The organism is Sorangium sp. So ce426 (genome assembly GCF_051475585.1).
Taxonomy (GTDB): domain Bacteria; phylum Myxococcota_A; class Polyangia; order Polyangiales; family Polyangiaceae; genus Sorangium; species Sorangium cellulosum_B.
Window position 1 is genome coordinate 6,456,015 of record NZ_CP150341.1, and the last position, 25,758, is coordinate 6,481,772.

The 25,758-nt window shown below is 71.6% G+C and carries 22 protein-coding genes; 14 read left to right on the forward strand and 8 right to left on the reverse strand.

What is annotated here, in order from left to right:
• Positions 1 to 8 precede the first annotated feature (8 nt).
• Positions 9 to 1,322, reverse strand: coding sequence for a helix-turn-helix domain-containing protein (locus tag WMF44_RS23940; protein ID WP_437301418.1), 1,314 nt, complete (start codon positions 1,320 to 1,322; stop codon positions 9 to 11).
• Positions 1,323 to 1,421: 99 nt separating this feature from the next.
• Here WMF44_RS23940 and WMF44_RS23945 point away from each other — a divergent pair, with 99 nt between their 5' ends.
• The 6 genes from WMF44_RS23945 (at position 1,422) to clpA (ending at position 8,453) form a co-directional block, all read left to right on the forward strand.
• On the forward strand, positions 1,422 to 1,574 hold the full coding sequence (locus WMF44_RS23945) for a hypothetical protein (protein WP_437301419.1): 153 nt from the start codon (positions 1,422 to 1,424) through the stop codon (positions 1,572 to 1,574).
• The gene (locus WMF44_RS23950; protein WP_437301420.1) at positions 1,571 to 2,353 is read left to right on the forward strand and encodes a DUF899 domain-containing protein; all 783 of its coding nucleotides are present in this window, start codon (positions 1,571 to 1,573) and stop codon (positions 2,351 to 2,353) included. Before WMF44_RS23945 ends, WMF44_RS23950 begins: the two co-directional genes overlap by 4 nt.
• 117 nt (positions 2,354 to 2,470) lie before the next feature.
• Positions 2,471 to 2,785 carry a hypothetical protein gene (locus tag WMF44_RS23955; RefSeq protein WP_437301421.1) on the forward strand — a complete coding sequence of 105 codons (315 nt, stop codon included), beginning with the start codon at positions 2,471 to 2,473 and terminating at the stop codon, positions 2,783 to 2,785.
• 183 nt (positions 2,786 to 2,968) lie between these two features.
• Complete coding sequence (locus WMF44_RS23960) at positions 2,969 to 5,545, forward strand: glycogen/starch/alpha-glucan phosphorylase (RefSeq protein ID WP_437301422.1); 2,577 nt, start codon at positions 2,969 to 2,971, stop codon at positions 5,543 to 5,545.
• A gap of 272 nt (positions 5,546 to 5,817) precedes the next feature.
• A complete protein-coding gene (gene clpS, locus WMF44_RS23965; protein ID WP_044965503.1) occupies positions 5,818 to 6,141 on the forward strand; it encodes an ATP-dependent Clp protease adapter ClpS in 324 nt (107 codons plus the stop codon).
• Positions 6,138 to 8,453, forward strand: coding sequence for an ATP-dependent Clp protease ATP-binding subunit ClpA (gene clpA, locus WMF44_RS23970; protein WP_437301423.1), 2,316 nt, complete (start codon positions 6,138 to 6,140; stop codon positions 8,451 to 8,453). The genes clpS and clpA overlap by 4 nt, the downstream gene beginning before the upstream one ends.
• A 233-nt stretch (positions 8,454 to 8,686) precedes the next feature.
• Here clpA and apaG read toward each other — a convergent pair whose 3' ends face one another.
• The gene (gene apaG, locus WMF44_RS23975) at positions 8,687 to 9,070 is read right to left on the reverse strand and encodes a Co2+/Mg2+ efflux protein ApaG (protein ID WP_044965505.1); all 384 of its coding nucleotides are present in this window, start codon (positions 9,068 to 9,070) and stop codon (positions 8,687 to 8,689) included.
• A 251-nt stretch (positions 9,071 to 9,321) separates the two neighbouring features.
• Between apaG and WMF44_RS23980 the strand changes: the two genes are divergently transcribed.
• Positions 9,322 to 10,374: a rhomboid family intramembrane serine protease gene (locus tag WMF44_RS23980; protein WP_437301424.1), complete on the forward strand. Its 1,053-nt coding sequence runs from the start codon at positions 9,322 to 9,324 to the stop codon at positions 10,372 to 10,374.
• A gap of 63 nt (positions 10,375 to 10,437) precedes the next feature.
• Here WMF44_RS23980 and WMF44_RS23985 read toward each other — a convergent pair whose 3' ends face one another.
• Positions 10,438 to 11,649, reverse strand: coding sequence for a hypothetical protein (locus WMF44_RS23985; RefSeq protein ID WP_437301425.1), 1,212 nt, complete (start codon positions 11,647 to 11,649; stop codon positions 10,438 to 10,440).
• Positions 11,650 to 11,808: 159 nt separating this feature from the next.
• Here WMF44_RS23985 and WMF44_RS23990 point away from each other — a divergent pair, with 159 nt between their 5' ends.
• Entirely contained in the window at positions 11,809 to 12,438 is a 630-nt protein-coding gene (locus tag WMF44_RS23990) for a hypothetical protein (protein WP_437301426.1), read from the forward strand.
• Between the two features lie 37 nt (positions 12,439 to 12,475).
• Here WMF44_RS23990 and WMF44_RS23995 read toward each other — a convergent pair whose 3' ends face one another.
• Together WMF44_RS23995 and WMF44_RS24000 are read right to left on the reverse strand one after the other, a co-directional pair.
• Positions 12,476 to 13,642 (reverse strand): 1-aminocyclopropane-1-carboxylate deaminase/D-cysteine desulfhydrase, encoded by a 1,167-nt coding sequence (locus WMF44_RS23995; RefSeq protein ID WP_437301427.1) that lies wholly within the window; start codon positions 13,640 to 13,642, stop codon positions 12,476 to 12,478.
• 14 nt (positions 13,643 to 13,656) lie between these two features.
• Complete coding sequence (locus tag WMF44_RS24000; RefSeq protein WP_437301428.1) at positions 13,657 to 14,643, reverse strand: ferritin-like domain-containing protein; 987 nt, start codon at positions 14,641 to 14,643, stop codon at positions 13,657 to 13,659.
• 193 nt (positions 14,644 to 14,836) lie between these two features.
• On the opposite strand from WMF44_RS24000, the gene serC reads away from it, so the two are divergent.
• Both serC and WMF44_RS24010 read left to right on the forward strand, forming a co-directional pair.
• Positions 14,837 to 15,922 carry a 3-phosphoserine/phosphohydroxythreonine transaminase gene (gene serC, locus WMF44_RS24005; protein ID WP_437301429.1) on the forward strand — a complete coding sequence of 362 codons (1,086 nt, stop codon included), beginning with the start codon at positions 14,837 to 14,839 and terminating at the stop codon, positions 15,920 to 15,922.
• A gap of 474 nt (positions 15,923 to 16,396) precedes the next feature.
• Entirely contained in the window at positions 16,397 to 16,717 is a 321-nt protein-coding gene (locus WMF44_RS24010) for a KGG domain-containing protein (protein ID WP_044965509.1), read from the forward strand.
• A gap of 238 nt (positions 16,718 to 16,955) precedes the next feature.
• On the opposite strand, the gene WMF44_RS24015 is transcribed toward WMF44_RS24010, so the two are convergent.
• The gene (locus tag WMF44_RS24015; protein WP_437301430.1) at positions 16,956 to 17,900 is read right to left on the reverse strand and encodes a fatty acid desaturase family protein; all 945 of its coding nucleotides are present in this window, start codon (positions 17,898 to 17,900) and stop codon (positions 16,956 to 16,958) included.
• Between the two features lie 433 nt (positions 17,901 to 18,333).
• Here WMF44_RS24015 and WMF44_RS24020 point away from each other — a divergent pair, with 433 nt between their 5' ends.
• Positions 18,334 to 19,386 carry an agmatinase family protein gene (locus WMF44_RS24020; RefSeq protein WP_437301431.1) on the forward strand — a complete coding sequence of 351 codons (1,053 nt, stop codon included), beginning with the start codon at positions 18,334 to 18,336 and terminating at the stop codon, positions 19,384 to 19,386.
• A 66-nt stretch (positions 19,387 to 19,452) separates the two neighbouring features.
• Here the strand turns inward: WMF44_RS24020 and WMF44_RS24025 are convergent, their stop codons facing one another.
• The gene (locus WMF44_RS24025) at positions 19,453 to 20,745 is read right to left on the reverse strand and encodes a M18 family aminopeptidase (RefSeq protein ID WP_437301600.1); all 1,293 of its coding nucleotides are present in this window, start codon (positions 20,743 to 20,745) and stop codon (positions 19,453 to 19,455) included.
• A 294-nt stretch (positions 20,746 to 21,039) separates the two neighbouring features.
• Between WMF44_RS24025 and WMF44_RS24030 the strand changes: the two genes are divergently transcribed.
• The 3 genes from WMF44_RS24030 to WMF44_RS24040 all read left to right on the forward strand — a co-directional run bounded on the left by WMF44_RS24030 (position 21,040) and on the right by WMF44_RS24040 (position 24,075).
• Positions 21,040 to 22,176: a quinone-dependent dihydroorotate dehydrogenase gene (locus WMF44_RS24030; protein WP_437301432.1), complete on the forward strand. Its 1,137-nt coding sequence runs from the start codon at positions 21,040 to 21,042 to the stop codon at positions 22,174 to 22,176.
• Positions 22,166 to 23,314 carry a GNAT family N-acetyltransferase gene (locus WMF44_RS24035; RefSeq protein WP_437301433.1) on the forward strand — a complete coding sequence of 383 codons (1,149 nt, stop codon included), beginning with the start codon at positions 22,166 to 22,168 and terminating at the stop codon, positions 23,312 to 23,314. Before WMF44_RS24030 ends, WMF44_RS24035 begins: the two co-directional genes overlap by 11 nt.
• 68 nt (positions 23,315 to 23,382) lie before the next feature.
• Positions 23,383 to 24,075 carry a hypothetical protein gene (locus tag WMF44_RS24040; protein ID WP_437301434.1) on the forward strand — a complete coding sequence of 231 codons (693 nt, stop codon included), beginning with the start codon at positions 23,383 to 23,385 and terminating at the stop codon, positions 24,073 to 24,075.
• Between the two features lie 196 nt (positions 24,076 to 24,271).
• Here WMF44_RS24040 and WMF44_RS24045 read toward each other — a convergent pair whose 3' ends face one another.
• On the reverse strand, positions 24,272 to 25,573 hold the full coding sequence (locus WMF44_RS24045; RefSeq protein WP_437301435.1) for a sigma 54-interacting transcriptional regulator: 1,302 nt from the start codon (positions 25,571 to 25,573) through the stop codon (positions 24,272 to 24,274).
• Positions 25,574 to 25,758 lie beyond the last annotated feature (185 nt).

Genomic DNA, 25,758 nt, shown 5'->3' on the forward strand with positions numbered 1-25,758 from the left:
ACGCGCACTCAACCAGGAAGCGCGAGCCCGAGGAGCAACATTTGTGACGCGATCGACAGCGCCGCTCTGGGCCTCGCGTAGCGCCGCGAGGGGCCGCTGCCGGTGACCTCGACCGCGCGCGCGAGCGAGAGCTCCGCGAGCGCGCGCTGCACCGTGCGCGCGCTCTTGCCGAGCGCGGCGCCGATGGCCGAGGCGCTCCACGCGGCGCCGTCCGAGAGGAGCGCGCGGATGGCGCCCGCGTCGCCCGGCTCGAGCGGCGCGAGGACGACCACCTCCACGCCCGCGCCGAGCTCCCAGCGGTACGCGTTCCCGAGCGCGCGCACGACCCCGACGCCGCCGAGCTCGGCGCGCAGGCGCCCCACCTCGACGCGCAGCCGCCGCCGGTGGGACTCGTTGACCGCGCGAACGCCGAACGCCGCGCGCGCGAGGTCGTCGCTCGCGAGCGCCGCCGGGTGGGCGCGCGCGAGCGCCTCGAGCAGGGCGAACAGGACAGGCCGGCGCGCGAGGTCGGCCCGCAGGTCGCCGCCGTCGAGCACGCGGCGGCGGAGCGCGTCCACGACGACCCGCCCCGCGGGCGCGGCGACCAGGGCCTCGACGTCGGCGAGGCGCACGGGCTCGTCGCGGCCGCCCTGGACGAGGCGCGCCACGGGCTCGTCGTGCGCGCGGAGGAAGCGCTCGGCCTCGGCGATGAGCAGCGGATGTCCGCTCGCCCGCGCCCACGCCGCGGCCTGCTCGGCGGCGCGCCGCGCCGAGGACGCGCGCACGAGCCGCGCGTGGACCTCGGCGCGCACGAGCGCCAGCGCGGCCCTGGTGAACACCGGCGCGTCGCTCGTGACCGTGGCCTCGGCGGCGGCGAGCGCGCGCTCCGCCTCGGCGACGCGGCCTTCGAGGAGCGCGGCCCGCGCCGCGCCCAGGCGAGCCCACGCCGCGTTCGTGAGATCGCCGGCGCGCTCGAGGGCATCACCCGCCTCGACGAGCCCCTGCCACGCCTCGCCGATCTCCCGCTGCGCGAGCGCGATCTCCGCGAGGGCCGCGCTCGCGCGCGCCCGGGCGCGCTCGGCGCCCGCAGCAGCAAACGCCCGCGCGGCGCGGCCGAGCGCGGCCTTCGCCTCCGGATAGGCGCCCATCTGCGCGAGCGCGATCCCGCGGAGCGCGAGCGCGTGTGGACCTCCGAAGGGGCCGACCACCTTCAGCGCGTCGAGCGCGTCGCCCGCCGCGAGCGAGCGGGCCGCCAGCGCGCCGAGCTCGGCGGGGACCTCGGCCGTCGCATCCATCGCGGCAGCGTCGCACGCCCGGCGGCGCGCGCCAACGGATCGCGACATCGATGTTGCTGTCGCGGCCAGAGGCGCCGTGGTCATTTCCACGGGTCAGCGGCCGGCGCGGCGAGGCGCCGCGCGCGCCGCCCACAGGAGGAGATCCCCATGTGCCCTGCGTGCCTCGCGTCCATCGGATGGGTCCTCGCCCAGGCGGCCTCCGCCGGCGCGGTGACCGCGATCGCCGTCAAGAAGCTCCGGAACCGGAGCCATGGCAGGAGCGCCGCCGGCGCCCCCGCGTCGAAGGGAGAGCGTCGATGAGCCGCGCCAAGGTCGTTTCAAGGGAAGAGTGGCTGGCGGCGCGCCTCGCGCTGCTGGAGCGAGAGAAAGAGCACGACCGGCGGCGCGACGCGCTGAGCGCCGCGCGCCGCGAGCTGCCATGGGTGAGGGTCGACAAGGCCTATGTGTTCGACGCCCCTTCAGGCAAGCTGACGCTGCGCGAGCTCTTCGGCGAGCGCCGGCAGCTCCTCGTCTACCATTTCATGTTCGCGCCGAGCTGGGAGGAGGGCTGCAAGAGCTGCTCGTACGTGGCCGACAACATCCAGGGTGGTCACGTCCACCTGGCCGCCCGCGACACGGCGTATTGCGCCGTCTCCCGCGCGCCGCTCGCCAAGATCGAGCCGTTCAAGGCGCGAATGGGCTGGACGTTCCCGTGGGTCTCCTCGGGTGAGACGGACTTCAACTATGACTATCACGTCTCGTTCCGTGAGGACGAGCGCGCTCGAGGAGAGATGGAGTACAACTTCAAGAAGGCGAGCTCCCCCTTCCCCGAGGCCCCTGGGCTGAGCGTCTTCGCCCGCGAAGGCGACGAGGTCTTCCACACCTACTCGACCTACGCGCGCGGGCTCGATGTCCTGATCGGCACCTACAACTACCTGGATCTCACGCCCCTCGGCCGGGACGAGGCCGCGCTCCCTTTCACGATGGCGTGGGTCCGCCATCACGACAGGTACCCCACGACGTCAGGCACCTCGCGAAGCGAAGCGGCTGGGGAGGGCGGCTCGTGTGGGTGCGCCGCTCCGGCGCGCGGGCCCGGGTGACCCGGACTCCTCACGAATTCCGCGCGGATCACGCGCGCCGGCCGCGGTGCGCGGGGCCCGCCCCCCGGTTTGTTGGCCGGTCCGGCCGCCTCGACGGACACTGGCGAGACGGTCGCGATGAAGAAGTGGAGCTTCCTGGCCCTGGGGCGCAGCTACGAGATCACGGATTATGGCCCCAGGTTCGGGATCGAGGTCACACGGGACGGCTACACCGTGTGGACCGGCTACCGTGACGGAGCGCGGCTCGTGACGGACACGAGCACCCTGCCGTCGCGCGAGCTCGTGGCGCTCCGCGAGGAGCTCGTGCTGCGGGCGAGCTCCTGGAGCGCCGCCCCGGGGGCGGACGCGGGTCTGCGCGCGCGCCGGCCGCGGCGCGCGGTCGAGCAGCTCGATCTGCTCGGGGCGCCGCTGCTCGGCGGCTGCCCGCGCTGAGACGACGCGAGCGCGTCCGCGGCATCGGCTGAGAGCGCTCGCCCCGTACAGGTCGCCGGATTGGATTCCGTTCCTGCCACAATTTAGCTCGGGACCATCGGCAACCCCCGCCCACACGGAACCTCATCCGGGCACGTCGCGCAGCCAACCAGAGCGGGCCAGATCCGTCTAAAGTGCGCCGCCATGGCCAACCCGATCGACGCCGATCCCAACCGTCAGAGAGAAACCCCCGCCCAGAGAGACGGCAACGCCCAGCAGCGCGACACCCCCGCCGCATTTTTCCGCGGCAACCCGGCGCCCGACGCCCGCACCGGCATGCACCCGATCGCGTTGCGCCGCGCCTTCGCCGATCACCTGCACTACTCGCGCGCCCGGGAGTCCATGTCCGCCACGCCGTTCGACAGGTACGTCGCCCTCGCCCTCTCGGCGCGCGACCGCCTCGTCGACCGGTGGACGAAGACGCAGCACACCTACTACGAGCAGGACGTCAAGCGCGGCTACTACCTCTCCGCAGAGTTCCTCCTCGGCCGGGCGCTCGTCGCCAACCTGCAGGCGCTCGACATCTACGACAGCTACAAGACCGTGCTCGGCGAGCTCGGCCTCGACCTCGACGAGCTCGTCGAGCAGGAGCCCGACGCCGGGCTCGGCAATGGCGGCCTCGGGCGGCTCGCCGCCTGCTTCCTCGACTCCATGGCCACGATCGGCCTGCCCACCTACGGGTACGGCATCCGGTACGAGTTCGGCATCTTCGAGCAGGTCATCCGCGACGGCTACCAGGTCGAGCGCGCCGACGAGTGGCTCCGCTTCGGCAACCCCTGGGAGATCGAGCGCCCCGAGCACGCCGTCCCCGTCTCGTTCGGCGGCTACACCGAGCGCGTCCCCGACAAGCGCGGCGGCTTCCGCGTGGTCTGGCGCCACTCCGAGCAGGTCATCGGCGTCCCGTTCGACACGCCCATCGCGGGCTACCAGTCGAACACCGTCAACACCCTCCGCCTCTGGTCGGCCCGCGCGGGCGAGGAGTTCGACTTCGAGCTCTTCAACGCCGGCGACTACGTGCACGCCGTCCACGAGAAGAACCAGTCGGAGGTCATCTCCAAGGTCCTCTACCCGAACGACAACTTCGACAAGGGCAAGGAGCTGCGCCTCCGGCAGGAGTACTTCTTCGTCGCCTGCTCCATCGCCGACATCGTGAACCGCTACAACCGGGTCCACCCGGACTTCTCGCGCTTCGCCGAGAAGAACGCGATCCAGCTGAACGACACGCACCCCGCCATCGCGATCGCCGAGCTGATGCGCGTCCTCATCGACGACCACCTGCTCCCCTGGGAAGACGCGTGGAAGCAGACGGTCGGCGCCTTCGGGTACACGAACCACACCCTGCTGCCCGAGGCGCTCGAGCGCTGGCCCGTCGCGCTCTTCGAGCGGCTCCTGCCGCGGCACCTCGAGATCATCTACGAGATCAACCGGCGGTTCTTGCGCGAGGTCATGGACGCCCACCCGCAGGACCAGGACCGCGTGGCGCGGATGTCCCTCATCGAGGAAGGCCACGAGCGCCACGTGCGCATGGCCCACCTCGCGGTCGTCGGCTCGCACTCGGTGAACGGCGTGGCCAAGCTCCACTCCGAGCTCGTCAAGCGCGACCTGCTCCGCGACTTCTACGACCTCTGGCCCGAGCGGTTCAACAACAAGACGAACGGCGTCACGTTCAGGCGATGGCTGCTCGCCTGCAACCCCGCGCTCGCCGCGCTCGTCACCGAGAAGGTCGGCCCGAAGTGGGTGACGGAGTTCGAGCGGCTGCGCGAGCTCGAGCGGCACCTCGACGACCCGGAGTTCATCGAGCGGATCGCCGCGGTGAAGCGCGCGAACAAGGTGGCGCTCGCGAAGGTCATCGCGCAGGAGCTCGACATCCACGTCGACCCCTCCTCGATCTTCGACGTCCAGATCAAGCGCCTCCACGAGTACAAGCGCCAGCTGCTCAACGCGCTCCACATCGTCGCGCTCTACCTGCGCCAGAAGCGCGGCGAGCAGATCACGCCGCGGACCTTCATCTTCGGCGCCAAGGCGGCGCCCGGCTACCGGCAGGCGAAGCTCATCATCAAGTTCATCCACGCCGTCGCCTACGTCGTGAACGGCGACCGGCGCCACACCGGGCTCCGGGTCGCGTTCATGCCGAACTACCGCGTCTCGCTGGCCGAGCGCATCATCCCCGCCGCCGACGTCTCCGAGCAGATCTCGACCGCGGGCATGGAGGCGTCGGGCACCGGCAACATGAAGCTCGCGCTGAACGGCGCGCTCACCGTCGGCACGCTCGACGGCGCGAACATCGAGATCCGCGACGCCGTCGGCCCGGAGAACTTCTTCCTGTTCGGCCTGACCGCCGACGAGGTCATCGCCCGCCGCGGCGAGCACTTCGAGGGGCGCACCGCGGTGGCCGCCGACCCGGAGCTGCGCGAGGTGATCGAGCTCATCTCGTCGGGCTTCTTCTCCCCGGAGTACCGCGAGCTCTTCCAGCCCCTGCTCGACCGGCTCCTCGGCCGGGACGAGTACATGATGCTCGCCGACTTCAAGGCGTACTGCGCCTGTCAGCGCGAGGTGGAGGCGGCCTACGCCGACCGGCAGAGCTGGCTGCGCAAGTCCGCGCTCAACATCGCGCGCGTGGGCGAGTTCTCCTCGGACCGCACGGTGCGCGAGTACGCGCGCGACATCTGGGGCCTCACGCCCGTCGAGATCGACCTCGGCGCGGCCATGTCGCTCGTGTGACGGCGCCGGCGCGCCCTCCGCCGCGGGCCGCTCGCGCGCCTGCGGCGGGGCGCCGCGCCCCGCCAGCCGGAGCCAGCCGCACCAGGCCGGCGCCCGCGAACGAACCCAGCAGCACCCTCGGCCCGGTTCCATGAGCCGTGCGCCACGGCGGACGGAAAATCCAGGCCCGCGCGTGGCGAAGGGCGCCGCGGCGGAGCATGCTTCCGGGGCATGAGCCAGCTTCGTCGGCCGCTCGCCGGGGCGGGGCTCTTGCTATCCTTCCCGACGGATTTATGCCGAACGATCCTGAGGAAAGAGAAGACAGGCAGGGCGACCTCGCGACGGAGCGGGAACGGAAAGTCGAGAAGCCCCGCCGCTACAAGGTCGTGTTCCACAACGACGACTACACGACGATGGAGTTCGTCGTGCTCGTCCTCATGAAGTTCTTCCACCGCACCGAGACGGAGGCCACGCACATCATGCTGAGCGTGCACCACCGCGGCCACGGGGTCGCCGGCGTGTACACGAAGGATGTCGCCGAGACCAAGGTCGCCCAAGTACAGGACTTCGCCAAGGAGCACGGGATGCCCCTTCGGTTGACCGCCGAGCCGGAATGACCATGCGCATCAGCCCCGAAGTTGAGATCGCCTTTTCGCTCGCCACCCGGGAGGCCTCGCGCCGCCGGCACGAGTTCGTGACCATCGAGCACCTGCTCTACGCGCTGCTCTTCGACGAGGAGACGGCCGAGGTCCTCCGGCACGCGGGGGGCGACACCCCGCTGCTCAAGAAGAAGCTCGAGCGCTTCCTCGACGAGGAGATCGAGGTGCTGCCAGAGGACGCGGACACGAGCCCGACGCTCTCGCTCGGGTTCCAGCGCGTGGTCGGCCGCGCCGCGATGCACGTGCAGTCCTCGGGCAAGAAGGAGCTCAAGGGGGCGAACGTGCTGGTGGCGATGTTCGCCGAGCGCGACTGCCCGGCCGTGACGCTCCTCGGCGAGCAGGGCATCAGCCGCTTCGACGTCGTGAACTACATCTCGCACGGCATCTCGAAGACGGGCCAGGACGACGGCCTCCGGGAGGAGCCGCCGGAGGAGGGCGGCGAGCCCGGCGCCGCGCAGCCGATCAAGGATCCGCTCGCGGCGTTCACGATGAACCTCAACAAGGAGGCGGCCGAGGGCCGCATCGATCCGCTGGTCGGCCGCGAGAACGAGGTCGCCCGCACGATCCAGGTGCTCGCGCGGCGGCGCAAGAACAACCCCCTGCTCATCGGCGACGCCGGGGTCGGCAAGACGGCGATCGTGGAGGGGCTCGCGCAGCGGATCGAGAAGAAGGACGTGCCCGCGCCGCTCAAGGACGCGACCGTCTACGCGCTCGACATGGGCGCGCTCCTCGCCGGTACAAAGTACCGCGGCGACTTCGAGAACCGCCTCAAGGCGGTGCTGCGCGCGCTGGAGAAGCAGCCGGGCTCGGTGCTCTTCATCGACGAGATCCACACGATCATCGGCGCCGGCGCCGCGAGCGGCGGGACGATGGACGCGTCGAACCTGCTCAAGCCCGCGCTGGCCTCGGGCCGCCTGCGCTGCATCGGCGCGACGACGTTCCAGGAGTACCGCGGCCACCTCGAGCGCGACAGCGCGCTCGCGCGGCGGTTCCAGCGCATCGAGGTGCCGGAGCCCTCGGTCGACGAGACGGCGCAGATCCTGAAGGGCCTGCAGAAGCGCTACGAGGAGTTCCACAAGATCACGTACACGGCCGAGGCGATCGACGCCGCGGCCAAGCTGTCGGCGCGGTACCTGCAAGATCGCCGGCTGCCCGACAAGGCGATCGATCTGCTCGACGAGGCGGGCGCGGCGGCGCGCCTCCGCCACGGCGACGGGTACACGGTCGAGGCGGCGGACATCGAGCTCGTCGTCGCGAAGATGGCGCAGATCCCGCCGCGCCAGGTGTCGACGTCGGACAAGGCGCAGCTCAAGGATCTCGAGCAGTCGCTGCGCTCGGTGATCTTCGGGCAGGACGAGGCGGTGAAGCAGCTCTCGTCGGCGATCAAGCTGTCGCGCGCGGGGCTGCGCGCGCCGGAGAAGCCGATCGGCTCGTTCCTGTTCTCGGGCCCGACCGGCGTCGGCAAGACCGAGCTCGCGAAGCAGCTCGCCAGGGCGCTCGGCATCGGGTTCCTGCGGTTCGACATGAGCGAGTACCAGGAGCGCCACACCGTCTCGCGGCTCATCGGCGCGCCGCCGGGCTACGTCGGCTTCGACCGCGGCGGCCTGCTCACGGAGGCGGCGGCGAAGACGCCGCACGCGGTGCTGCTGCTCGACGAGATCGAGAAGGCGCACCCGGACGTGTTCCAGGTCCTGCTCCAGGTGATGGACCACGGCACGCTGACCGACAACAACGGCAAGAAGAGCGACTTCCGCCACATGGTGCTGATCATGACGAGCAACGTGGGCGCGCGGGAGCTCGCGCAGGCGCGCGTCGGCTTCGGCGAGCGAGGGACGGCGGGCGACGACGACAAGGCCTACAAGAACACGTTCAGCCCGGAGTTCAGGAACCGGCTGGACGCGCGCATCATGTTCCGGCCGCTGGATCCGTCGGTCATGGGCAGCATCGTGGACAAGTTCGTCGGCGAGCTCGCGGCGATGCTGGCGGATCGGTCGGTGACCGTCGAGGTGACGGACCGGGCGCGGGCGGAGCTCGCGACGCGAGGGTACGATCCGGCGAACGGGGCGCGGCCGCTCGGGCGCGTCATCGAGAACGACATCAAGCGGCGGCTCGGGGACGAGCTGCTCTTCGGGGCCCTCGAGAACGGAGGGAACGTCGCGGTCGACTTCGAAGGCGGCGAGTTCACGTTCAAGTTCTCGGCGGCGAACGGGGGGGGGCCGGAGAAGGCGAAGGCGAACGGGGCGGCAGTCGAGCCGGAAGCCGTCGGCTAGGACGGCTGCGACGGAGCCAGCGGGGAGGGGGTGCCCGTGCGCGCGGGCGGCGGGGGCCCCTCCCACGAACTCGCGCCTCTTGAGAGGCGATTGCCGTGAGTACGGGAGAGGTGGGCCGGGAGGGATAGCTGCGATGCGGGCCGGCGCTCGGGTTCGTGGGGCCCTACCCCGCCGCCCGCGCGCACGGGCACCCCCTCCCCGCTGGCTCTTCCAAGGGGGTAACGGGGGCGGGGTCAGTTCAGGGAGTGCGGCATCGCCAGGGTGAACGACGCGATCTCGGCGTCGAAGACGCGGCCGTCAGGGCGGTGCATCTGGTAGGTGCCGCGCATCGTGCCGCGCGGGGTCTCGAGCACACAGCCGCTCGTGTACTCGAAGTGCTCGCCAGGCTTGAGCGAGGGCTGCTGGCCAACGACGCCAGGGCCGCGCACCTCCTCCACCTTCCCGCTGCCGTGCGTGATGATCCAGTGCCGCGTCCTCAGCTGGGCAGGCTCGGTGCCTTCGTTCGCGATCCGCACGGTGTAGGCAAAGACGTAGCGGTGCTCCGTCGGGGATGACTGCGTGGGGACGTAGACCGTCGAGACGGTGACCCGGATGCCCTGCGTGATGGCCGTCGACACAACCACGCACTGCCACCGCTGCGGCGCGCGCACAAGGGCCCGGCCGCGCAGCACCCGCACAAGGGCCCGGCCGCGCAGCGCGCGCAAGGGCCCGGCCGCGCAGCGCGCGCAGAGCCGGCAACCGGCAAGGAGCGCCGCGGCTCGGCGTGACGACGAGACGGCCAGGCTCCGGGAGACCCGGCGTTGACAGCTTCCGGGCTCATCCGCACGTTTCGGTGAACCTTGGGTCGACGAACCGTGGAGGACCCGCCGTGGGCGAACAGAACCGTATCTGTGTTCGAGATGCAGTTGGCGAGCCGTTCGTCCCGATCGCGATCCTGCCGCCGGCGCGCGGCGAGAGGGCGGCGATGATCCAGAACGGCGATCCCACCTCCGGAGAGGCGGAAAATCACGGCCTCGGGCTCACGGCCATCGGCCCCGTCATGCCGGAGCGCAAGATCCGCGAGTGGGCCCTCGTCCTCCAGTCGAGCGAGCTTTGGCACGCCGTGCGGTACACGCCGGCGGGCTGGGTGCTCCTCGTGCGCGACGAGGACTACGCCCTCGCCGCAGGCTCGATCGATCGGTACGAAGCGGAGAACCGCAACTGGCCCCCGCTCCGCCCGCGCGAGCGGCTGCGCCACCCTCCGTCCATGGTCGCCGGCGTCGCGTTCGCCGCGCTCGCCCTCTTCTTCTTCCTCGTCACCGGGCCCGCGAGCGGCGGCGGACGCTGGTTCCAGCGCGGCGCGTCCGTCGCCGACCTCGTCGTGGGACCGGAGCCGTGGCGCGCCATCACCGCGCTCACGCTGCACGCCGACTCGGCCCACGTGATCGGCAACGTCATCTCCGGGACGGTCTTCGCGTCCGCCGTGCAGCGCCGCCTCGGGCCGGGCGGCGCCGCGCTCGCCGTGGTCGCCTCGGGCGCGCTCGGGAACTTCGCGAACGCGCTCTGGCACCAGAGCCTGGGCCAGCACCACGCCTCGATCGGCGCCTCCACCGCGGTGTTCGGCGCGATCGGGCTGCTCGCCGCCACGCAGCTGATGCTCGACCGCGCGCACGACAAGGAGAGCGGCGAGAAGCGCCACCTCCTCCACCTCGTCGCGCCGCTCGTGGGAGGCCTCGCCCTCCTCGGCGCCCTCGGCGCGAGCCCACGCTCCGACCTCGGCGCGCACGCCTTCGGGTTGCTCAGCGGCGCCGCGATCGGGGTCGTCGCCGGCCTCTCGCTGCGCAACCGGCCCGCGCCGCGGCGCCCCGTCGTCCAGGTCGCGCTGGGCGCGACCGCGGCGGCGCTCGTCCTCGGCGCGTGGCAGATCGCGCTCATCGCCTGAGCGCGCGACCGCTGCGGCGCTCGTCCCCGGCGCGCGGCGCGCGCTCATCGCCTGCGCGCGACCTCAGTCGACAGGCCAGATCCCCACGGTGCCGCCGACCCAGGTCAGGTCGCGGTTGTGATCGACGCCGAGCATCCTCCCGCGCGAGAGCCGCACCAGGTTGAGGACGAGCGATGGCTCGGGCTCGTCCGGCGCACGCAGGAACATCATCCGCACCTCGGCCTTCACCCCGTTCCCGTCCGGCATCGCGAGCGCCGGCTCGTACGCGACCTTCTCCTGGAGCAGCCAGCCCGAGCGCTCCCCCTCCGGGATCGCGGCGATGTCCTCGGGCGTGACATCCACCTTCACCCCGGAGCCCGCGAAGGAGAACAGCGGCTTGAGCACGTAGCGCTCGAGATCCAGCGGCGCGCCCTCCAGCGCGCTCAGCGCCCGCGCCCGGGGGAGCGCGGGGTGATCGATGTAGGGCAGCGTGTACTTCGACCACGTCCAGTACCAGTTCGGGTGCGAGCACCACGTGACGTCCAGCGGATCGCCGTACCGGAACGGGAGCTCGACCCGCTTCGACAGGAGCTCGTCGAACACGACGCGGTTGTACAGCCGGCGGACCTGGACGAGCCGCCCGCCGACGCGGCGGAACAGCCGGTCCCCCTCCCGCACGAGCACCGTCGGACAGACGGCGTCGACGCCGACGAGGAGCTTCGTCGCCACGAAGTCGGGGTACGTCTTCTGCTTCTCCGGCGCGAGGTCGAGCAGGACCACCGACTCTTCAGGCTCTCCCGCGAGGATCGCGCGGCGGAGCTGCGCGAGGACGTCGGCGGTGCTCCGGCCGCCGAAGCAGCACGACCAGCGCCGGTCGAGGCCCGGCATCCCGGCGAGCACCTCGGCCATGATCTCGACCTGGACGAGCATGAGCGCGTAGAGCGACGGGAACGCCTGCAGCTCGACCACCTTGCCCGTGAGCTCGCCGTCCGGGCCGCGCACGATCGCGAAGTCGACCTGCACGCAGTTGGGGAGCGGATCCATGCCCGGGACGTCGAGGTGCGCAGGGATGGCGCGCTTCATCCGCTCGATGAGCGCGGGGCTCGAGATCTGTCGCACGATCTCCGTCGCGGAGCGCTCGAGGTCGTCGCGCAGCCCGTGGGGCAGGAACAGCGGCGTCTCGGCGACGCGGAACGGGATCGCGCACCCGAGCCGCCGCTCGAGCCGGCCGAGGTAGTCCGCGTAGGTCGACGGCCCGAAGGCAGCATTGAACGCGCGCCGGAAGGTGGGGTCCATGTATTTGTATTTTGTTGGTATCACGGTAACGCGCGCGGCTGAACGACCCGCCGGGCGCCTCCAGCAAGAGCGCGCCGGGGGCTCCCCGCGGTCCGATCCGGCTTGAGGCCGCGGGCACGGCGACTACAGTCGCCGCGAACCCCGCCGAGGCCTCCCACGATGATCAAGCTCCGCTCCGCCATGGTTTTGCCGCTCGTCGCCGCGCTCGCCGCGGCGTGCTCGAAGACCCCCGAGCCGACAGCCACATCCGCGCCGGAGGCCCCGGCGACCAGCAAGCCCGCCGCGCCCGCCGAGGCGGCGCCCGCCCCGAAGCCGGCGCCGGCCAGCGGCCAGCAGGCGGGCGGCGCGCTCGCGTGGGACGCCCCGGCGAGCTTCGAGAGCGCGCCGAACCCCAACTCGATGCGCAAGGCCACGTACAAGATCAAGCGCGCCGCCGGTGACGCCGAGGACGCCGAGCTCAGCGTGAGCCAGGCGGGCGGCAGCGTGGACGCGAACATCACGCGCTGGGCCGGCCAGTTCTCCCAGAAGAGCGACGATTCCCCCAAGCGCACCGACCTCAAGGCCGGCGATCTCAAGGTCACCATCGTCGAGGTGAAGGGGACGTTCGCCGGCTCCGGGATGCCCGGCATGCCCGCGTCGGATCCGAAGCCGAACTACGCCCTCCTCGGCGCGATCGTCGAGACGCCCTCCGGCGATCCCTGGTTCTTCAAGATGACCGGCCCCGAGAAGACGGTCACCGGGGCGCGCGCCGACTTCGACAAGCTCGTGAACAGCCTGCGCCTGAAGTGACGCCGCAGCGCGGCGCGTGGACCACGCGCCGCGCCCCTCAGTACGCGATCTCCCCGTCGAAGAACCGCGCGAACGCCTGCGGGAGCGCCGCCGCGCCGCCCTCCGCGAGCGGCGGTCGCGCGCTCGAGAGCGTCTGCCAGAGGAGGATCGTCTCCCGCGGGCGCTCCTGCGCGATCCCGCGCAGCGCGGCGAGCGCCTTGGCGCTGTACGTGACCTCCCCCGGCACGCCGATCAGCCGCTCCACCTCGGGGATCGCGGCGATGGACGCAGGGGTCGGCATGCCGTAGCCGGGGCCGATCGCGCGGTGATCGATCTCGAAGCGGACCGGCGGGAGCCGGCGCCGGGTGAAGCGCGGCGCGCGCCGGGCGAGCAGGCGCTGCATGCTGCCGATCTCGTACCGGACGACGGCGCGGTTCGACGCGATGCGCTCGGTGATGCGAACGCCGACGATCGTGGTCGGCCAGCCGAGCACCGCGGCGCCCAGCGTGAGCCCCGCCAGCGTGCCGCCCGTCCCCGAGGGGACGACGATGCGATCGGGCCGCGGGGCCTCGCCGCGCTGGACCTGCTCCGCGAGCTCGAGCATCGCGTCGACGTAGCCGAGGCACGGGAGGGCGGACGAGGCGCCCGGCAGGATGAAATACGGCCGGTCGGCCCGTCGCAGCGCGCGGATCGCCCGGACCGCGGTGGTCGCGTACCCGCCCCCATGGACGAGCTCGGCGCCGCTGGCCGCGTCGGCGAGGAGCGCGCCGCGGCCGAACCGGGTGATCGGCTGATCGAACAGGACCGCGGTGACGGCGAAGCCGAGCGCGCGGCCGAAGAGGGCCGTGGCGGTGACCTGCGTCGACGCCAGCCCGCCGACGGTGACGAGCGTCCTCGCGCCGCGCCGCTCCGCGTCGGCGAGCAGGAACTCGAAGCGACGCACCTTGTTGCCGCCGTAGAGCGGCGAGATCAGATCGTCGCGCTTCACCCAGACGCCGCCGCGGCCGAGGTACTTCTCGATCGCGGCGCACGGGACGACCGGCGTCGGCGCGTGCGCGAGGGGGCGCCACGGGACCTGCCCCGAGAGCTCGGGCAGCTCGGCGAAGAGCGGCAGCTCCCGCGACGCGGGCAACGCGGGCGAGACGGCAGGGCGCGCCCCGGGAGGCCCCGCCGCGCCCGCCGCCCGGGCGCGGGTGGCTCGCTCCTCGTCCTCGCCGTCAGCCACGCTCCACCTCGCGTTCAGGCGCGCGCCGCCGCGCCGTGCCCCGCCTGCCCGCCGCCCGGGCCCGCCTGCTCACCGGCGTCGCCGGGGTCGTCTTCCGCGCCATTTCCCGTGCCAGCTTCCGCGCCAGCGCCGAGGCGGCCGCCGCGCGCGACCAGGGGATCGCTCAGGTACGTGTCCGTCAGCCGCTTCGGCCCCGCGAGGCCGAGCAGCCGGAGCGGGAAGAGCAGCACCGAGAGCACCCACGACGCGAGGCCGAGCGCGAGCTTGCCCCCGTACGCCTCCGCCACCAGCGCGAGCTTGCGGCCGGCCGACATCGACGAGATCGGCGCCTCGGTCAGGCCGATCCGCATGAGCCGGAGCTCCGCGACGCGCACCGTGTGGCGCACCAGATCGGGCAGGCGCTTGAGCGCCGGGTGGTCCATCGGCAGGCGCTTCTTCATGAACGCCTCGAGCCGCGACACGCCCCAGAGGGACACGAGCGCGAGGCCGAGCAGCCGCCTCCGGAGCGCCGGCCTGCCCGCGATGGCCTTCCTCGTCTGCTGCTCGCCGAAATCGACGTGCCGCTCTTCCTGCCGCACGCCGCGCTTCAGGATGGCGACGATCTCCGGCTCATCCACGGTCTCGATCATCGCGTAGAAGGCCTGGAGGACGAGGCCCTCGCCGAGGGCCATCTCGAGGGCGACGTGCTCGGCCCAGTCCCCGCCCATCAGCCCGGTCGCGAGGAAGCGCACGCTCCAGGCGGCCTTGTCCGGCGGCGCGCCCAGGATCTCGAGGATGCGGAGGAAGTTGCCGACGTGCTGGAACTCCTCGACGGCCTGGCGCGCGAGGAAGCGCGCGGACTCCAGGTCGGGGGCGTTGTAGAGCCAGTGCCCAATCTGGACGCCGGTGATCTCCCCGTAGAGGAACTGCTGCACGGCCCAGACGATCACGTCCTTGTCCTTGACGGGATCGAGCCTGGCGCCCTGGAAATCGAACGCCATCTCTTCGCGGGTCACCAGCATCACTCGCCCTCCGGAGCGGTGAATTTAGCCCAGATCGCGGCCGCCGGCAGGTCCGAGGCGAAGGGCCCGGCGCGGCGCGATCCGCCGGGGCGGCGCCCCTGCTCGGCCCGTCCGGCGGAGGCGGCGCCCCCCGTGGTATACGGCCGACACGGCGGCATCAGGGACCGCCGACTTGAACCTCAGGAGAAGCACCATGGCGCGTGTCCACAACTTCAACGCCGGCCCTGCCGGGCTCCCCCTCCCCGCCCTCGAGCGCGCGCAGCGCGAGCTCCTCGATTTCGAGGGGACGGGCATGTCGATCATGGAGCACAGCCACCGCGGCAAGGCGTTCGAGGCGGTGCACAACGAGGCGATCTCGCTGCTCCGGCAGCTGCTCGGCCTGTCGGACGACTACCACGTGCTGTTCATGCAGGGCGGCGCGGCCATGCAGTTCGCGGTCGTGCCGATGAACCTCCTGCCGCCCGGCAGGAGCGCCGACTACATCCTGACCGGCGGCTGGTCGGAGAAGGCCCTGGAGGAGGCGAAGCGCGTCGGGACGGTGCGCGTGGCCGGCAGCACCGCCGTCGACAAGCGGTACACCCGCATCCCCCACCAGGGAGAGCTCTCGCTCGATCCGAACGCCGCCTACGTCCACATGACGACGAACAACACGCTGTTCGGCACGCAGTGGCACTGGCTGCCCGATACGGGCGACGTGCCGCTCGTCGCGGATATGTCGTCCGACATCCTGTGGCGAAAGATGGATATCTCCAGGTTTGCCCTGGTTTACGCCGGCGCCCAGAAGAACATCGGACCGAGCGGGATCACGGTCGTGCTCGCCCGCAAGGATCTCGTTGACAGTGCCCGAAAAGACATTCCCGTCATTTTCCGTTATGCCACTTACGCTGCCAACAACTCGCTCTACAACACACCTCCGACATTCGCAATCTACCTCATGCGCAACGTGCTCGCGTATACGCTTGAGATCGGTGGGCTCGAGGAGGTCGAGCGACGGAATCGCAAGAAGGGTGAGCTGCTGTACGAAACCATCGACGCGCACCCGGACGTCTTCCGGGCGCCGGTCGAGAAGGAGAGCCGCTCGTTCATGAACGTGGTGTTCCGGCTGGCCAGCGAGGAGATGGAAAAACGCTTCGTCGCCGAGGCCGCAAAGGAGGGTATGGTGGGGCTCGCCGGACACAGGTCGACCGGGGGTATCCGGGTTTCGATCTACAACGCAGTACCCGTTGCATCGGTGGAGCGCCTCACGGCGTTCATGCGGGATTTCGCCAAGAGGGCTTGACTCGCGGCGGGAGCACGACGTTCTCGGTATTTCCAGGTTCGCCGCTGTTTCCAAAACACGCTCGGCGAACCTCCCCCTAATTCGTCGCGTCCCAACCTTCAGCCCGCTTGACGTTGTTCCGCCCGGCACAACAGGCCTTCGCGGAAAGGGTCTGTCGGCCTTTCCGCAGCTGGGAGGGAGGCGGTGAACGCCGCTCCCCGACCAGCACCGGGAGGGGACGGCGAACGCCGCTCCCTGACCAGCACTGGGAGGGGACGGGGGGAACGCCGTCCTTTACCGGCTCGCAGGCCCCGTTCGGAGACCTGAATCGAGCGAGCCAACCGTAAGGAGAGGATGATGGCGAGCATGGATGATCGTATGATTTCCAGGAGTGAGGAGGGCCAGGAGGAGAGAGGGGCCTCGCCGAGCGAACCCCCGCCTTCTTCAGCGTCGCAGCGGGCTGCCAACGAGCGGCAGCAGCGTGGCTTCGCCGCCATGGACGAGGACCGTCAGCGCAAGATCGCCAGCAAGGGCGGGAAGGCAGCCCACGAGAAGGGCACGGCGCACGAGTTCACGCGCGACGAGGCGCGCGCCGCCGGCAAGAAGGGCGGCGAGGTCGTCAGCCAGAACCGCAAGCACATGGCCGAGATCGGTCGCCGTGGCGGCGAGCGCGTGAGCCAGGACCGGGCCCACATGGCCGAGATCGGCCGCAAAGGCGGCGAGGCCGTGAGCGGCGATCGCCAGCACATGGCCGAGATCGGCCGTCGTGGCGGCGAGTCGCGGGGGGACCAGCCGCGGGAGAATCAGCCGCGCTGACCAGGGGACGCGCACGGCCCGGCGCCGGGGGCGCCGGGCCAGCCCCCTACCCCCTCGCGACGGCCACGACCCTGGCCTCCCGGTCGTCGCCGCAAGGTGCCTCTCGGGAGGTCTCCAGGCGCCACAGGACCGCGCGCGCCGCGCCGGCGTGGCCCGCCCCGCACATCTCGGCCAGACACCCGGCGCGCCGCCCAGGAGGGCGGCGCCGAGCCTCCAGCGCAGGGCAGGCGCCGGCGGGTCAGCCGGGCGCGATCGCGCCCAGCGAGACGTCGCTGGGCGTCTCCTTCGGGCCGGGGATCCATTCCTCGTCGGGCTCCTCCGGCGGGAGCACGACCGGGGCGCCGTCGTAGCGCAGGCGCTTGCCAGGCCAGACGAAGCTGCGGAAGAGGTAGGCGAGGAGCGACGGCTGGTCGAGGCCCGGGTGGATGAAGGGCGCCACGCGCCGCGCGTGCGCCGCCGGCAGGAGGCTCCAGTGGAGGCCGGGCTCCATGTGATGGATGGAGTGGAAGCCGTTGTTGTACGTCCACCAGTTGACCAGCCGGCCGACGAAGTTGCGCGAGTGGTTGTACTCGCTGTCCTCGTCGCAGCCGTCGTGCTGGAGGTAGTTCATGGTCACGATCCCCCACGCGGCGTACTGGTGGGGGATCAGGACGTAGAGGAGGAACTTCTGCCAGTCGAGCGCGAGCAAGGCCCCCGTCGCGCCGAGGAACACCGCCGACTCGAGGAGCATCTGACGGAACCACGGCGGGTTCCGCCGGTACATCGCCTTGAAGTAGCGCATGTCGGCGGGCAGGATGTCCCGGACCACGCGGCTCATGAAAAAGAGGCCGTTCAGCAGGTTCCACCGATAGCGCACCTTCGTCGTCCGCATCACGTCACGCCGGGACTGCGTGTACTTGTGATGGCTGAGGTTGTGGCCCGGGACGTAGGCGCTGACGGGGTGCCCGTAGGTGAGCGTGAGCGCGACCTGGAACGCGCGGTTCATCCATCGCCGCCGGAACACGGGGCAATGGACCGCGTTGTGGGTCGCGACCGCTCCGAGGAACGAGAACACGCACGTCGTGGCGAGGAGCGGAATCGCGAGCCATAGCGCGCGCGGCGCGTAGACCCATTGCACCGCCACGAGCACGAAATACGTCGCGACGAAGAGGAGTGTCTTGATATCGGCGCGGTACCGGAGCATGGCTGTTCTTCGCGGCTACTACCAGGACCACGCGCCGAACCGACCGGCAGCGCCGAGCGGCGCTGACCGGCCCGGACGGGCGCAGCGGCCCATCGTCTCGGCGCTCTTCCTAGCGCATTTCGTCGCAGCTGGAAGCCCGAAGTTGCATTCCGACGAGCGCTCCGCGCCATCCCCACCCGACATCCGTGTTTCACGCCGATGTCTCACGCTCGGTGCGATCGTCTTTACGCACCTCGCGCCGGTGTGCAGGCGTGGGAGCCGGTGTGCCGGTGAGGAAGCCGCTCCGCCGGTGTGCCGGTGAGGAAGCCGCTCCGCCGGTGCTCGGCGGCGCGTGCGGCGGAGCACTCCGGCGCGCTCCGGCGCGCTCCGGCGTGCGCTGGGCAAGAGGCGGCTCGCGCTTGACGACCTGGTCGCGAACCGCCAACGTGGCCGCGTGAGCTCATCCCCTCTCGGCTTCGATCCGAACGGTCCCGCCATCGGAAACGGGATTTACGGGCTGCCACACACTGCCGAGGACGCCCGGGTGGTCCTCGTCCCGGTGCCGTGGGAGCCGACGGTGTCCTACCGCCGCGGCGCCGCCAAGGGCCCGGGGGCGATCCTGCGGGCCAGCCGGCAGGTCGACCTCTTCGACCTGCACACGGGCAGACCGTACGAGCAGGGCATCGCGATGCTCGACGTCGATCCGGACATCGTGCGCTGGAACGCGGAGGCGTGCGCCGCGGCCGAGCCGGTGATCGCGGCGCACGGGGAGGTCGCTGGCGACCGGGACCTGGAGGCGCGCCTCGCGGCGGTCAACGCGCTCTCCCGCCGGCTGAACGAGCGCGTCACGGAGATCGCCATGCGCTGGATGGAGCGGGGCAAGCTCGTCGGCGTCATCGGCGGTGATCACTCCTCCCCCTACGGCGCGATCGCGGCGCACGCCGCGCGTTACCCGGGAATGGGGATCCTGCACATCGACGCGCACGCCGATCTCCGCAACGCGTACGAGGGATTCACCGACTCCCACGCTTCGATCATGCACAACGTCGCGACGAACCACCCGAAGATCCCGCGGATCGTCCAGGTCGGGCTGCGCGACATGAGCGAAGACGAGCTCCGGTTCATCCGCGAGTCGAACGGGCGCATCGTCGCCCACATCGACGCCTCGATCGCCGATCGGCTCTTCGAGGGCGAGCCGTTCCACCTGATCGCCGACTCGATCGTGGAGGATCTCCCCGACGACGTCTATGTGAGCTTCGATATCGACGGCCTCGATCCGACGCTGTGTCCGAGCACCGGCACGCCAGTCCCCGGCGGGCTGACGTTCCAGCAAGCCGTCGCCCTGATCGGCCGCATCCAGAAGAGCGGCCGGCGCATCGTCGGCTTCGACCTGAACGAGGTCGCGCCGAAGGACGACGCCGACGACTGGGACGGCAACGTCGGCGCCCGCCTCCTCTACAAGCTCATCGGCTTCACGCTTCTCTCCCACGACACCCGCAACCGCTAGGCGCAGCGGTCACCCGCTGCGCCGCGTCGTGCCGGAGTTTCAGCGATGCGCAGATCCGGAAGACGCTCACGAAAGCGCGCGGCGGTAGGTCTCGGATGCGAGGTGGACGTCTAGGGTGCCGGCCATCTCGCGGCACGAGTGCATGCTGAGCATCGGCGCGCCGACGTCGACCGTGGCGATGCCGAGCGAGGCCGCCGTGATCGGGCCGATCGTGCTGCCGCAGGGGAGATCGCTGCGCACGACGAAGCGCTGGGGGGCGTAGCCCACGTCGTGACAGAGCGCCTCGAGCGCGGCGGCCGTCGCGCCGTCGGTCGCATAGGACTGGTTCACGTTCGACTTGATCACGAGCCCGCGGTTGATCTGCGGGGCGTGGCGCGGCTCGTGCTGATCGGCATAGTTCGGGTGCACCGCGTGGGCCATGTCCGCCGAGACGAGCAGCGACCCGGCCATCGCGCGGGCGAACGCCTGCGGCTCGCGCCCCGGGTAGACGTCGACGATCCGCGCGAGCACGTCGCGGAGCACGCTCCCCGCCGCGCCCACGGCGCTCCGGCTGCCGCACTCCTCGTGGTCGTACAGCGCGATGACCCGCGTCGCCGCGGAAGGAGCGGCGCCGATCAGCGCGGCCGTCGCGGCGTGACAGCTCGCGAGGTTGTCCAGGCGGGACGCGAAGATGAACTCGTCGGAGAGGCCGCCGAGCGACGCCTTGAGCGTGTCGTACAGGCAGAGATCGAAGCCGAGGATGGCGTCGCGCGGCGCGTCGACCGCGCGCGCGAGCAGGGCGTTGAGATCGGCCTCCTTGCCCAGGCCGATCACGGGGACGAGGTGCTTCTGCGCGTTCAGCACGAGCCCCTCGGAGTTGACCCCGCGGTTCAGGTGGATCGCGAGGTTCGGGACGCGGGCGACCGGGCGGCCCAGGTCGACGAGGAGGCGCTCGATCCGCCCATCCCTGCGCACGTGGACGCGGCCGGCCACGCTGAGATCGCGGTCGAGCCAGGTCGAGTACAGGACGCCGCCGTAGACCTCGACCCCGAGCTGCTGGTAGCCGCTCCGCGAGAGCTCGGCGCTCGGCTTCACCCGGAAGTTCGGCGAGTCGGTGTGCGCGCCGATGACGCGAAAGCCGCCGAGCGCCGGGTGCTCGGCCCCGACCACGAACGCGACGATCGTCGACCCGCCCCGGATGACGAAGCGGCGATCGCCCGGAGCGACCGCCCACGCGTCGCGCTCCCCGAGCTCCGAGAAGCCGGCCGCCACGAGCCGCGAGGCGACCTCGCGCACGGCGTGGTACGGCGTCGGCGAGCGATCGATGAAGGCGCAGAGGTCGCGGGCGGCCGCGACGCCGCGCTCGCGCAGCGCCGCCATCTCGTCCGCGCTCCTCGCGAAGCGCTCGCCAAGGTCGGTCAGTGGCCTGGGATCGCCTGTGCGATCGAGGATGTCGGGGGGCGTCATGGAGGGCGCGGAGTCTAGCAGAGCCGCCGGGCCTCGCCCGGCGCGCCGGCGCGCGCCTCCGTGCGTGCGGAGGCGCGCGCTCGCTCACGCCACGCGCCGAGATGGCGGCCCACGCGGCCGGTGCGCCATGGTATCCGCCACCACCGCGCGGCTCGCAGGACCTCCTCCGGCGCCGCGCGCCGCAACCCGTAACGGAGACGCGACCCGATGTACCGCCTCGTCCGACCGCTCCTCTTCGCGCTGCCGCCCAGCCTTGCGCACGAGCTCGGCATGCTCGCGCTCGCCCCGCTCGAGCACGCAGCGCCGCTCCGCGCCCTCGTGCACGCCCGCCTCGCGCCCCGGGATGGGCGCATCGCCGTGCGCACCATGGGGCTCGACTTCCCTTCCCCGCTCGGCGTGGCGGGCGGCTTCGACAAGGACGCCCGCCGGGCCCGCGCGCTCGCCGCCCTCGGGTTCGGCTTCGTCGAGCTCGGCACCGTCACGGCGCAGCCCCAGGCCGCGAACCCGCCGCCGAACCTCTTCCGGCTGCCGGCCGACCGGGCGCTCATCAACCGGCTCGGGTTCCCGAACCAGGGCGCGGCCCGCGTCACGGAGCGCCTGCTCGGCCGCGGCGGCGCGGCGGCCGTCGGCGTGCCGGTGGGCATCTCGATCGGCAAGTCCAGGGTCGCGCCGCTCGATCCCATCGAGCCCGCGATCGACGACTACCTCGCGAGCTTCCGGGAGGCGCGGCGCGCGGCCGACTTCGTCGTGATCAACGTGTCGTCGCCGAACACGAAGGACCTCCGCGCGATGCAGGGGCCGGCGATCGCGCGCGCGCTGCTCTCCGCGATCGCGCGGGAGAACCGCGCCGCCGGGGCGCCGCTGCCGCTGCTCATCAAGGTCGCCCCGGACCTCGGCGACGAGGAGCTCGAGGCGTTGCTCGCCGTGGTCGAGGAGGTCGGCCTCGCCGGCGTCATCGCGACCAACACGACCGTGCGGCGCGACGGGCTCGCGACGAGCCTGGCGGCCGTCGAGGCGATGGGCGCGGGCGGGCTGAGCGGCCCGCCCCTCCGGCAGCGCTCGCTCGCGATGGTGCGGCGCGTCCGCGCGCGCCTCGGGAGCAACGTCACGGTGATCGGCGCCGGGGGCATCGAGTCGGCGGAGCACGCGATGGACCAGCTCCAGGCGGGCGCCGACCTCGTGCAGCTCTATACCGGCTTCATCTACGGCGGCCCGCTGCTCCCCGCCGCGATCGCGCGCGGGCTGTCGGACCTCGTGGCCCGCTCCGGCGCGCGATCGATCCAGGACCTCGTGAGCCGGCCAGGCGGCGCGACGCGCGCTGCTATGATCGGCCATGGAGCTTGAAGCGCACGTCCACGACACCATCCGCGACATCCCGGAGAGCGAGTGGAACGCGCTCGACGGGGTGAGCGAGGCGCCGTTCCTCACGTGGGCGTGGTTCGACGCGCTCGAGCGGACGGGGTGCGTGGGCGAGGCGGCGGGCTGGCTGCCCCACCACATCACGCTCCGGGCCGAGGGGGCGCTGCTCGCCGCGGCGCCCGCCTACCTCAAGGACAACAGCGAGGGAGAGTTCGTCTTCGACCACGGCTGGGCCTCTGCGTCCCACCAGATCGGCGCGCCGTACTACCCGAAGCTCGTCGTCGCGGTGCCGTTCACCCCCGCGACGACGCCGCGGCTGCTCGTGCGGCGGCCGGAGGACCGCCCGGCGCTGCTGCCCGTCCTCGCCGAGACGCTCCGCAAGCTGGTCGCGCGGAGCCGCATCTCGAGCGCCCACGTCCTGTTCCCGACCGAGGACGAGGCAGCCGCCCTCTCCGGCGCCGCCATGGCGCACCGCTGCGGCGTCCAGTTCCAGTTCGAGAACGAGGGGTATCGGACGCTCGACGACTTCCTCGCGCGCTTCAACGCGAAGCGGCGGCACCAGATCCGGCGGGAAATGCGCGAGTCCACGAGCCAGGGGCTGTCGATCGACACGCTGCGCGGCGCGGAGATCACGCCGGAGATCGTCGATGCCATGTTCGGCTTCTACGTCTCCACCGTGGAGAAGTTCGCCTGGGGCCGGCAGTACCTGAACCGCGCCTTCTTCGAGGAGATCGCGGCCCGGCTGCGCGGCGGCGGGGCCCAGGGAGGCGTCGAGATCGTCCTGGCGCGGGAAGGCAAACGCCCCATCGCGGGCGCGCTCAACCTCGCCGGGCCGACGACGCTCTACGGCCGTTACTGGGGCGCGTCGGAGGAGCGCCCGTTCCTGCATTTCAACGTCTGCTATTATCACCCGGTCGAGGACTGCATCGCCCGGGGACTGCGCCGCTTCGAGCCGGGCGCGGGAGGGTCGCACAAGCTCGTTCGCGGCTTCGCACCGAGCGTCACCCACAGCGCGCACCACATCGCGCATCCACGCCTGGACGCCGCCGTGCGCGAGTTCCTCGCGCGCGAGCGCGCCGCCGTCCGCGCGAAGACGGCGGACAGGAGCGTGGCATTCCGCTGAGCGCTTCCCTGGTGCAGCGCGACATGCGGTGTTGACGTGACGCGCGCTGGAGAGGGATGCTGCCAGACATGCGCGCCTTTCTTGCACTCCTCGCCTCCTCCATCGTCTTCGGGCTCGCCGCGAGCGGCGGCTGCTCGAGCAATGAAGCCACCGACACGACCTCGACGGCGACGGCGGCCACGGTCGCCGGCGCCGGCGGCTCGCTCGGCTTCGGCTGCTTCGGCGGCAGCCCGGATGGGCGGTGTACGATCCTCGCCCAGGTCCCCGAGAGCTGCAGCTGCCCCGACTGCTCCGACACGGCGAGCTGCCTCGGCCGCTGCAACGACGACGGCGCCTGCGACATGCGGCCAGACGCCCCCGACGGCGAGGATTGCACCTGCCAGGACTGCGCGGGCACCGTCGCGGCCTGCAGCCCGAGGCGCGGGTGCAACGACAAGGAGGGGTGCAACGCCAACGAGGATTGCACCTGCCCCGACTGCACGAGCACCCCGCGGTGCACGGATCACTGCACGGACAACGGCTCGTGCGCGGAGTACTTCGAGGGGTGCTCCTGCGCGGATTGCCGCGGCGTGGAGCGCTGCGGCGGGGACCCGGCCACGACCACGGCCACGGCCACGACGAGCAGCGGCGCGGGCGGCGACCCGACCGGCGGCGGCGGCGCGGGCGGCGACCCGACCGGTAGCGGCGGCGCGGGCGGCGACCCGGCAGGCAGCGGCGGCGCGGGCGGCAGCGGCGGCGCAGGCGGCGCAGGCGGCGCCTAGAACAACGATCACGTTGAAACCCGGAGAATTTTCACAGGGAGGCGGGGAGGCGGGGAGGAAGAAAAAAATGATCTTCTCCCTCTCGCCGTCTCTCGCTCCCCGCCTCCTCGCCTCCCTGTGAAAATTCTGCTTTTCTCGTGGTTTCAACCCGTTTGTCGCTCTAGGACCCCCTCGGCGCCCTCGCCGCTCCGAGCCCTCACTGCTTCGCGGTGAGCCCGTGCTTCCTCAAGAACATCCGCACGTGGTGGCGCTCCATTCCCGCGCGGCGCGCCATCTCGCTGACGTTGCCGCCCGTCGCGCGGATCAGCTCGCTGAAGTAACGCTGCTCGAACGCCGCGACGGCGCTCCGCTTCGCCTCGCCGAACGCCGACGTCGGCACGACCACGTCGCCGCCGCCCTCGAGCGGCAGGATCGAGGCGATCGCCTCGGCCCCGGGCGGCAGGCTCGCGGCCACGCTGGTGACGTTCATGAGCTCGCGGACGTTGCCGGGGAAATCGTGCTGGCCGAGCGTCGTGGTGATGAGATTGACCATCTCCACGGCGCGCTCGGGGCACCCCAGGCGCTCGCAGACGCGCTCGACGAGCAGGGGGATGTCCTCCCGCCGCTCGCGGAGCGGCGGCAGCTCGATGCGCATCTGGGCGATCCGGAAGAAGAGATCGCTCCGGAAGCGCCCGGTGTTCATGCTGCGGCCGAGGTCGCGGCGCGTCGCCGCGATGATCCGCACGTCGACGGGCTCGTAGATCCGCGACCCGACGCGCTTCACCTTCTGCTCGGTGAGCGCGCGCAGCAGCTTCGGCTGGAGATCGGGCGGCAGCTCGCCCAGCTCGTCGAGGAAGATCGTCCCGCCGCTCGCCTCGTGGAAGGCGCCGCTCCTCCGCTCGTTCGCCCCGGGGAAGGCGCCGCGCTCGTGCCCGAAGAGGAAGCTCTCGGCGAGCGCGCCCGGCAGCGAGGCGCAGTCGACGACGACGAACGGGCCGCCGCGCCGGCTCGAGACGTCATGGATGGCCTGCGCCGCGAGCTCCTTGCCCGTGCCCGTCTCCCCGGTGATCAGCAGCGAGAGCTCCGTCGAGGCCACCTCGCGCAGCAGGCGGAACAGGTGGCGCATCCGCGGCGAGGCGCCGATCAGCGGGCCGAAGCTCTCGTCGAAGCCGACGTCGACGCGCTCCTTGTCGAGCGGCTCGAAGCTCAGCACCGAGCCGCCGACCTGGATGGTGCACGCGGCCGTCAAGATCGCCTCGCGGATGCGGACCGTCGACACGAACGTCCCATTCTTGCTGCCGAGATCGCGGACGAGCACGCCCGGCCCCTCCGCGCGAAGATCGCAGTGCGTCGAGCTGACCTCCGGATCGTCGACCACCACACCGCAGCTCGGATCGCGCCCCACCACGATCGGCGCGATGCCGATCTTGACGGGATCCCGGCCCGCCGACCGCAGCGTGCCGCCGCGAACAAACCACTGAACCGCGCGAGCGCGGGTCGCATCCCTCGTCGAGCTCATATCCAACGGTTATTCGATTTCCCTGGTCTTGACCACATCCACGCACGCCCCGCGCGCCCACGGGTGGGAGCGCCCACCTGGGCGCACCGGGTACGTGGCTTCCGGAGGGGCCACAGCCTCTCGTCGAAAAACTTCACGACTACTAGAGGTAACAACCAGAAATTCTGATCAAGCAATGTGCTGAG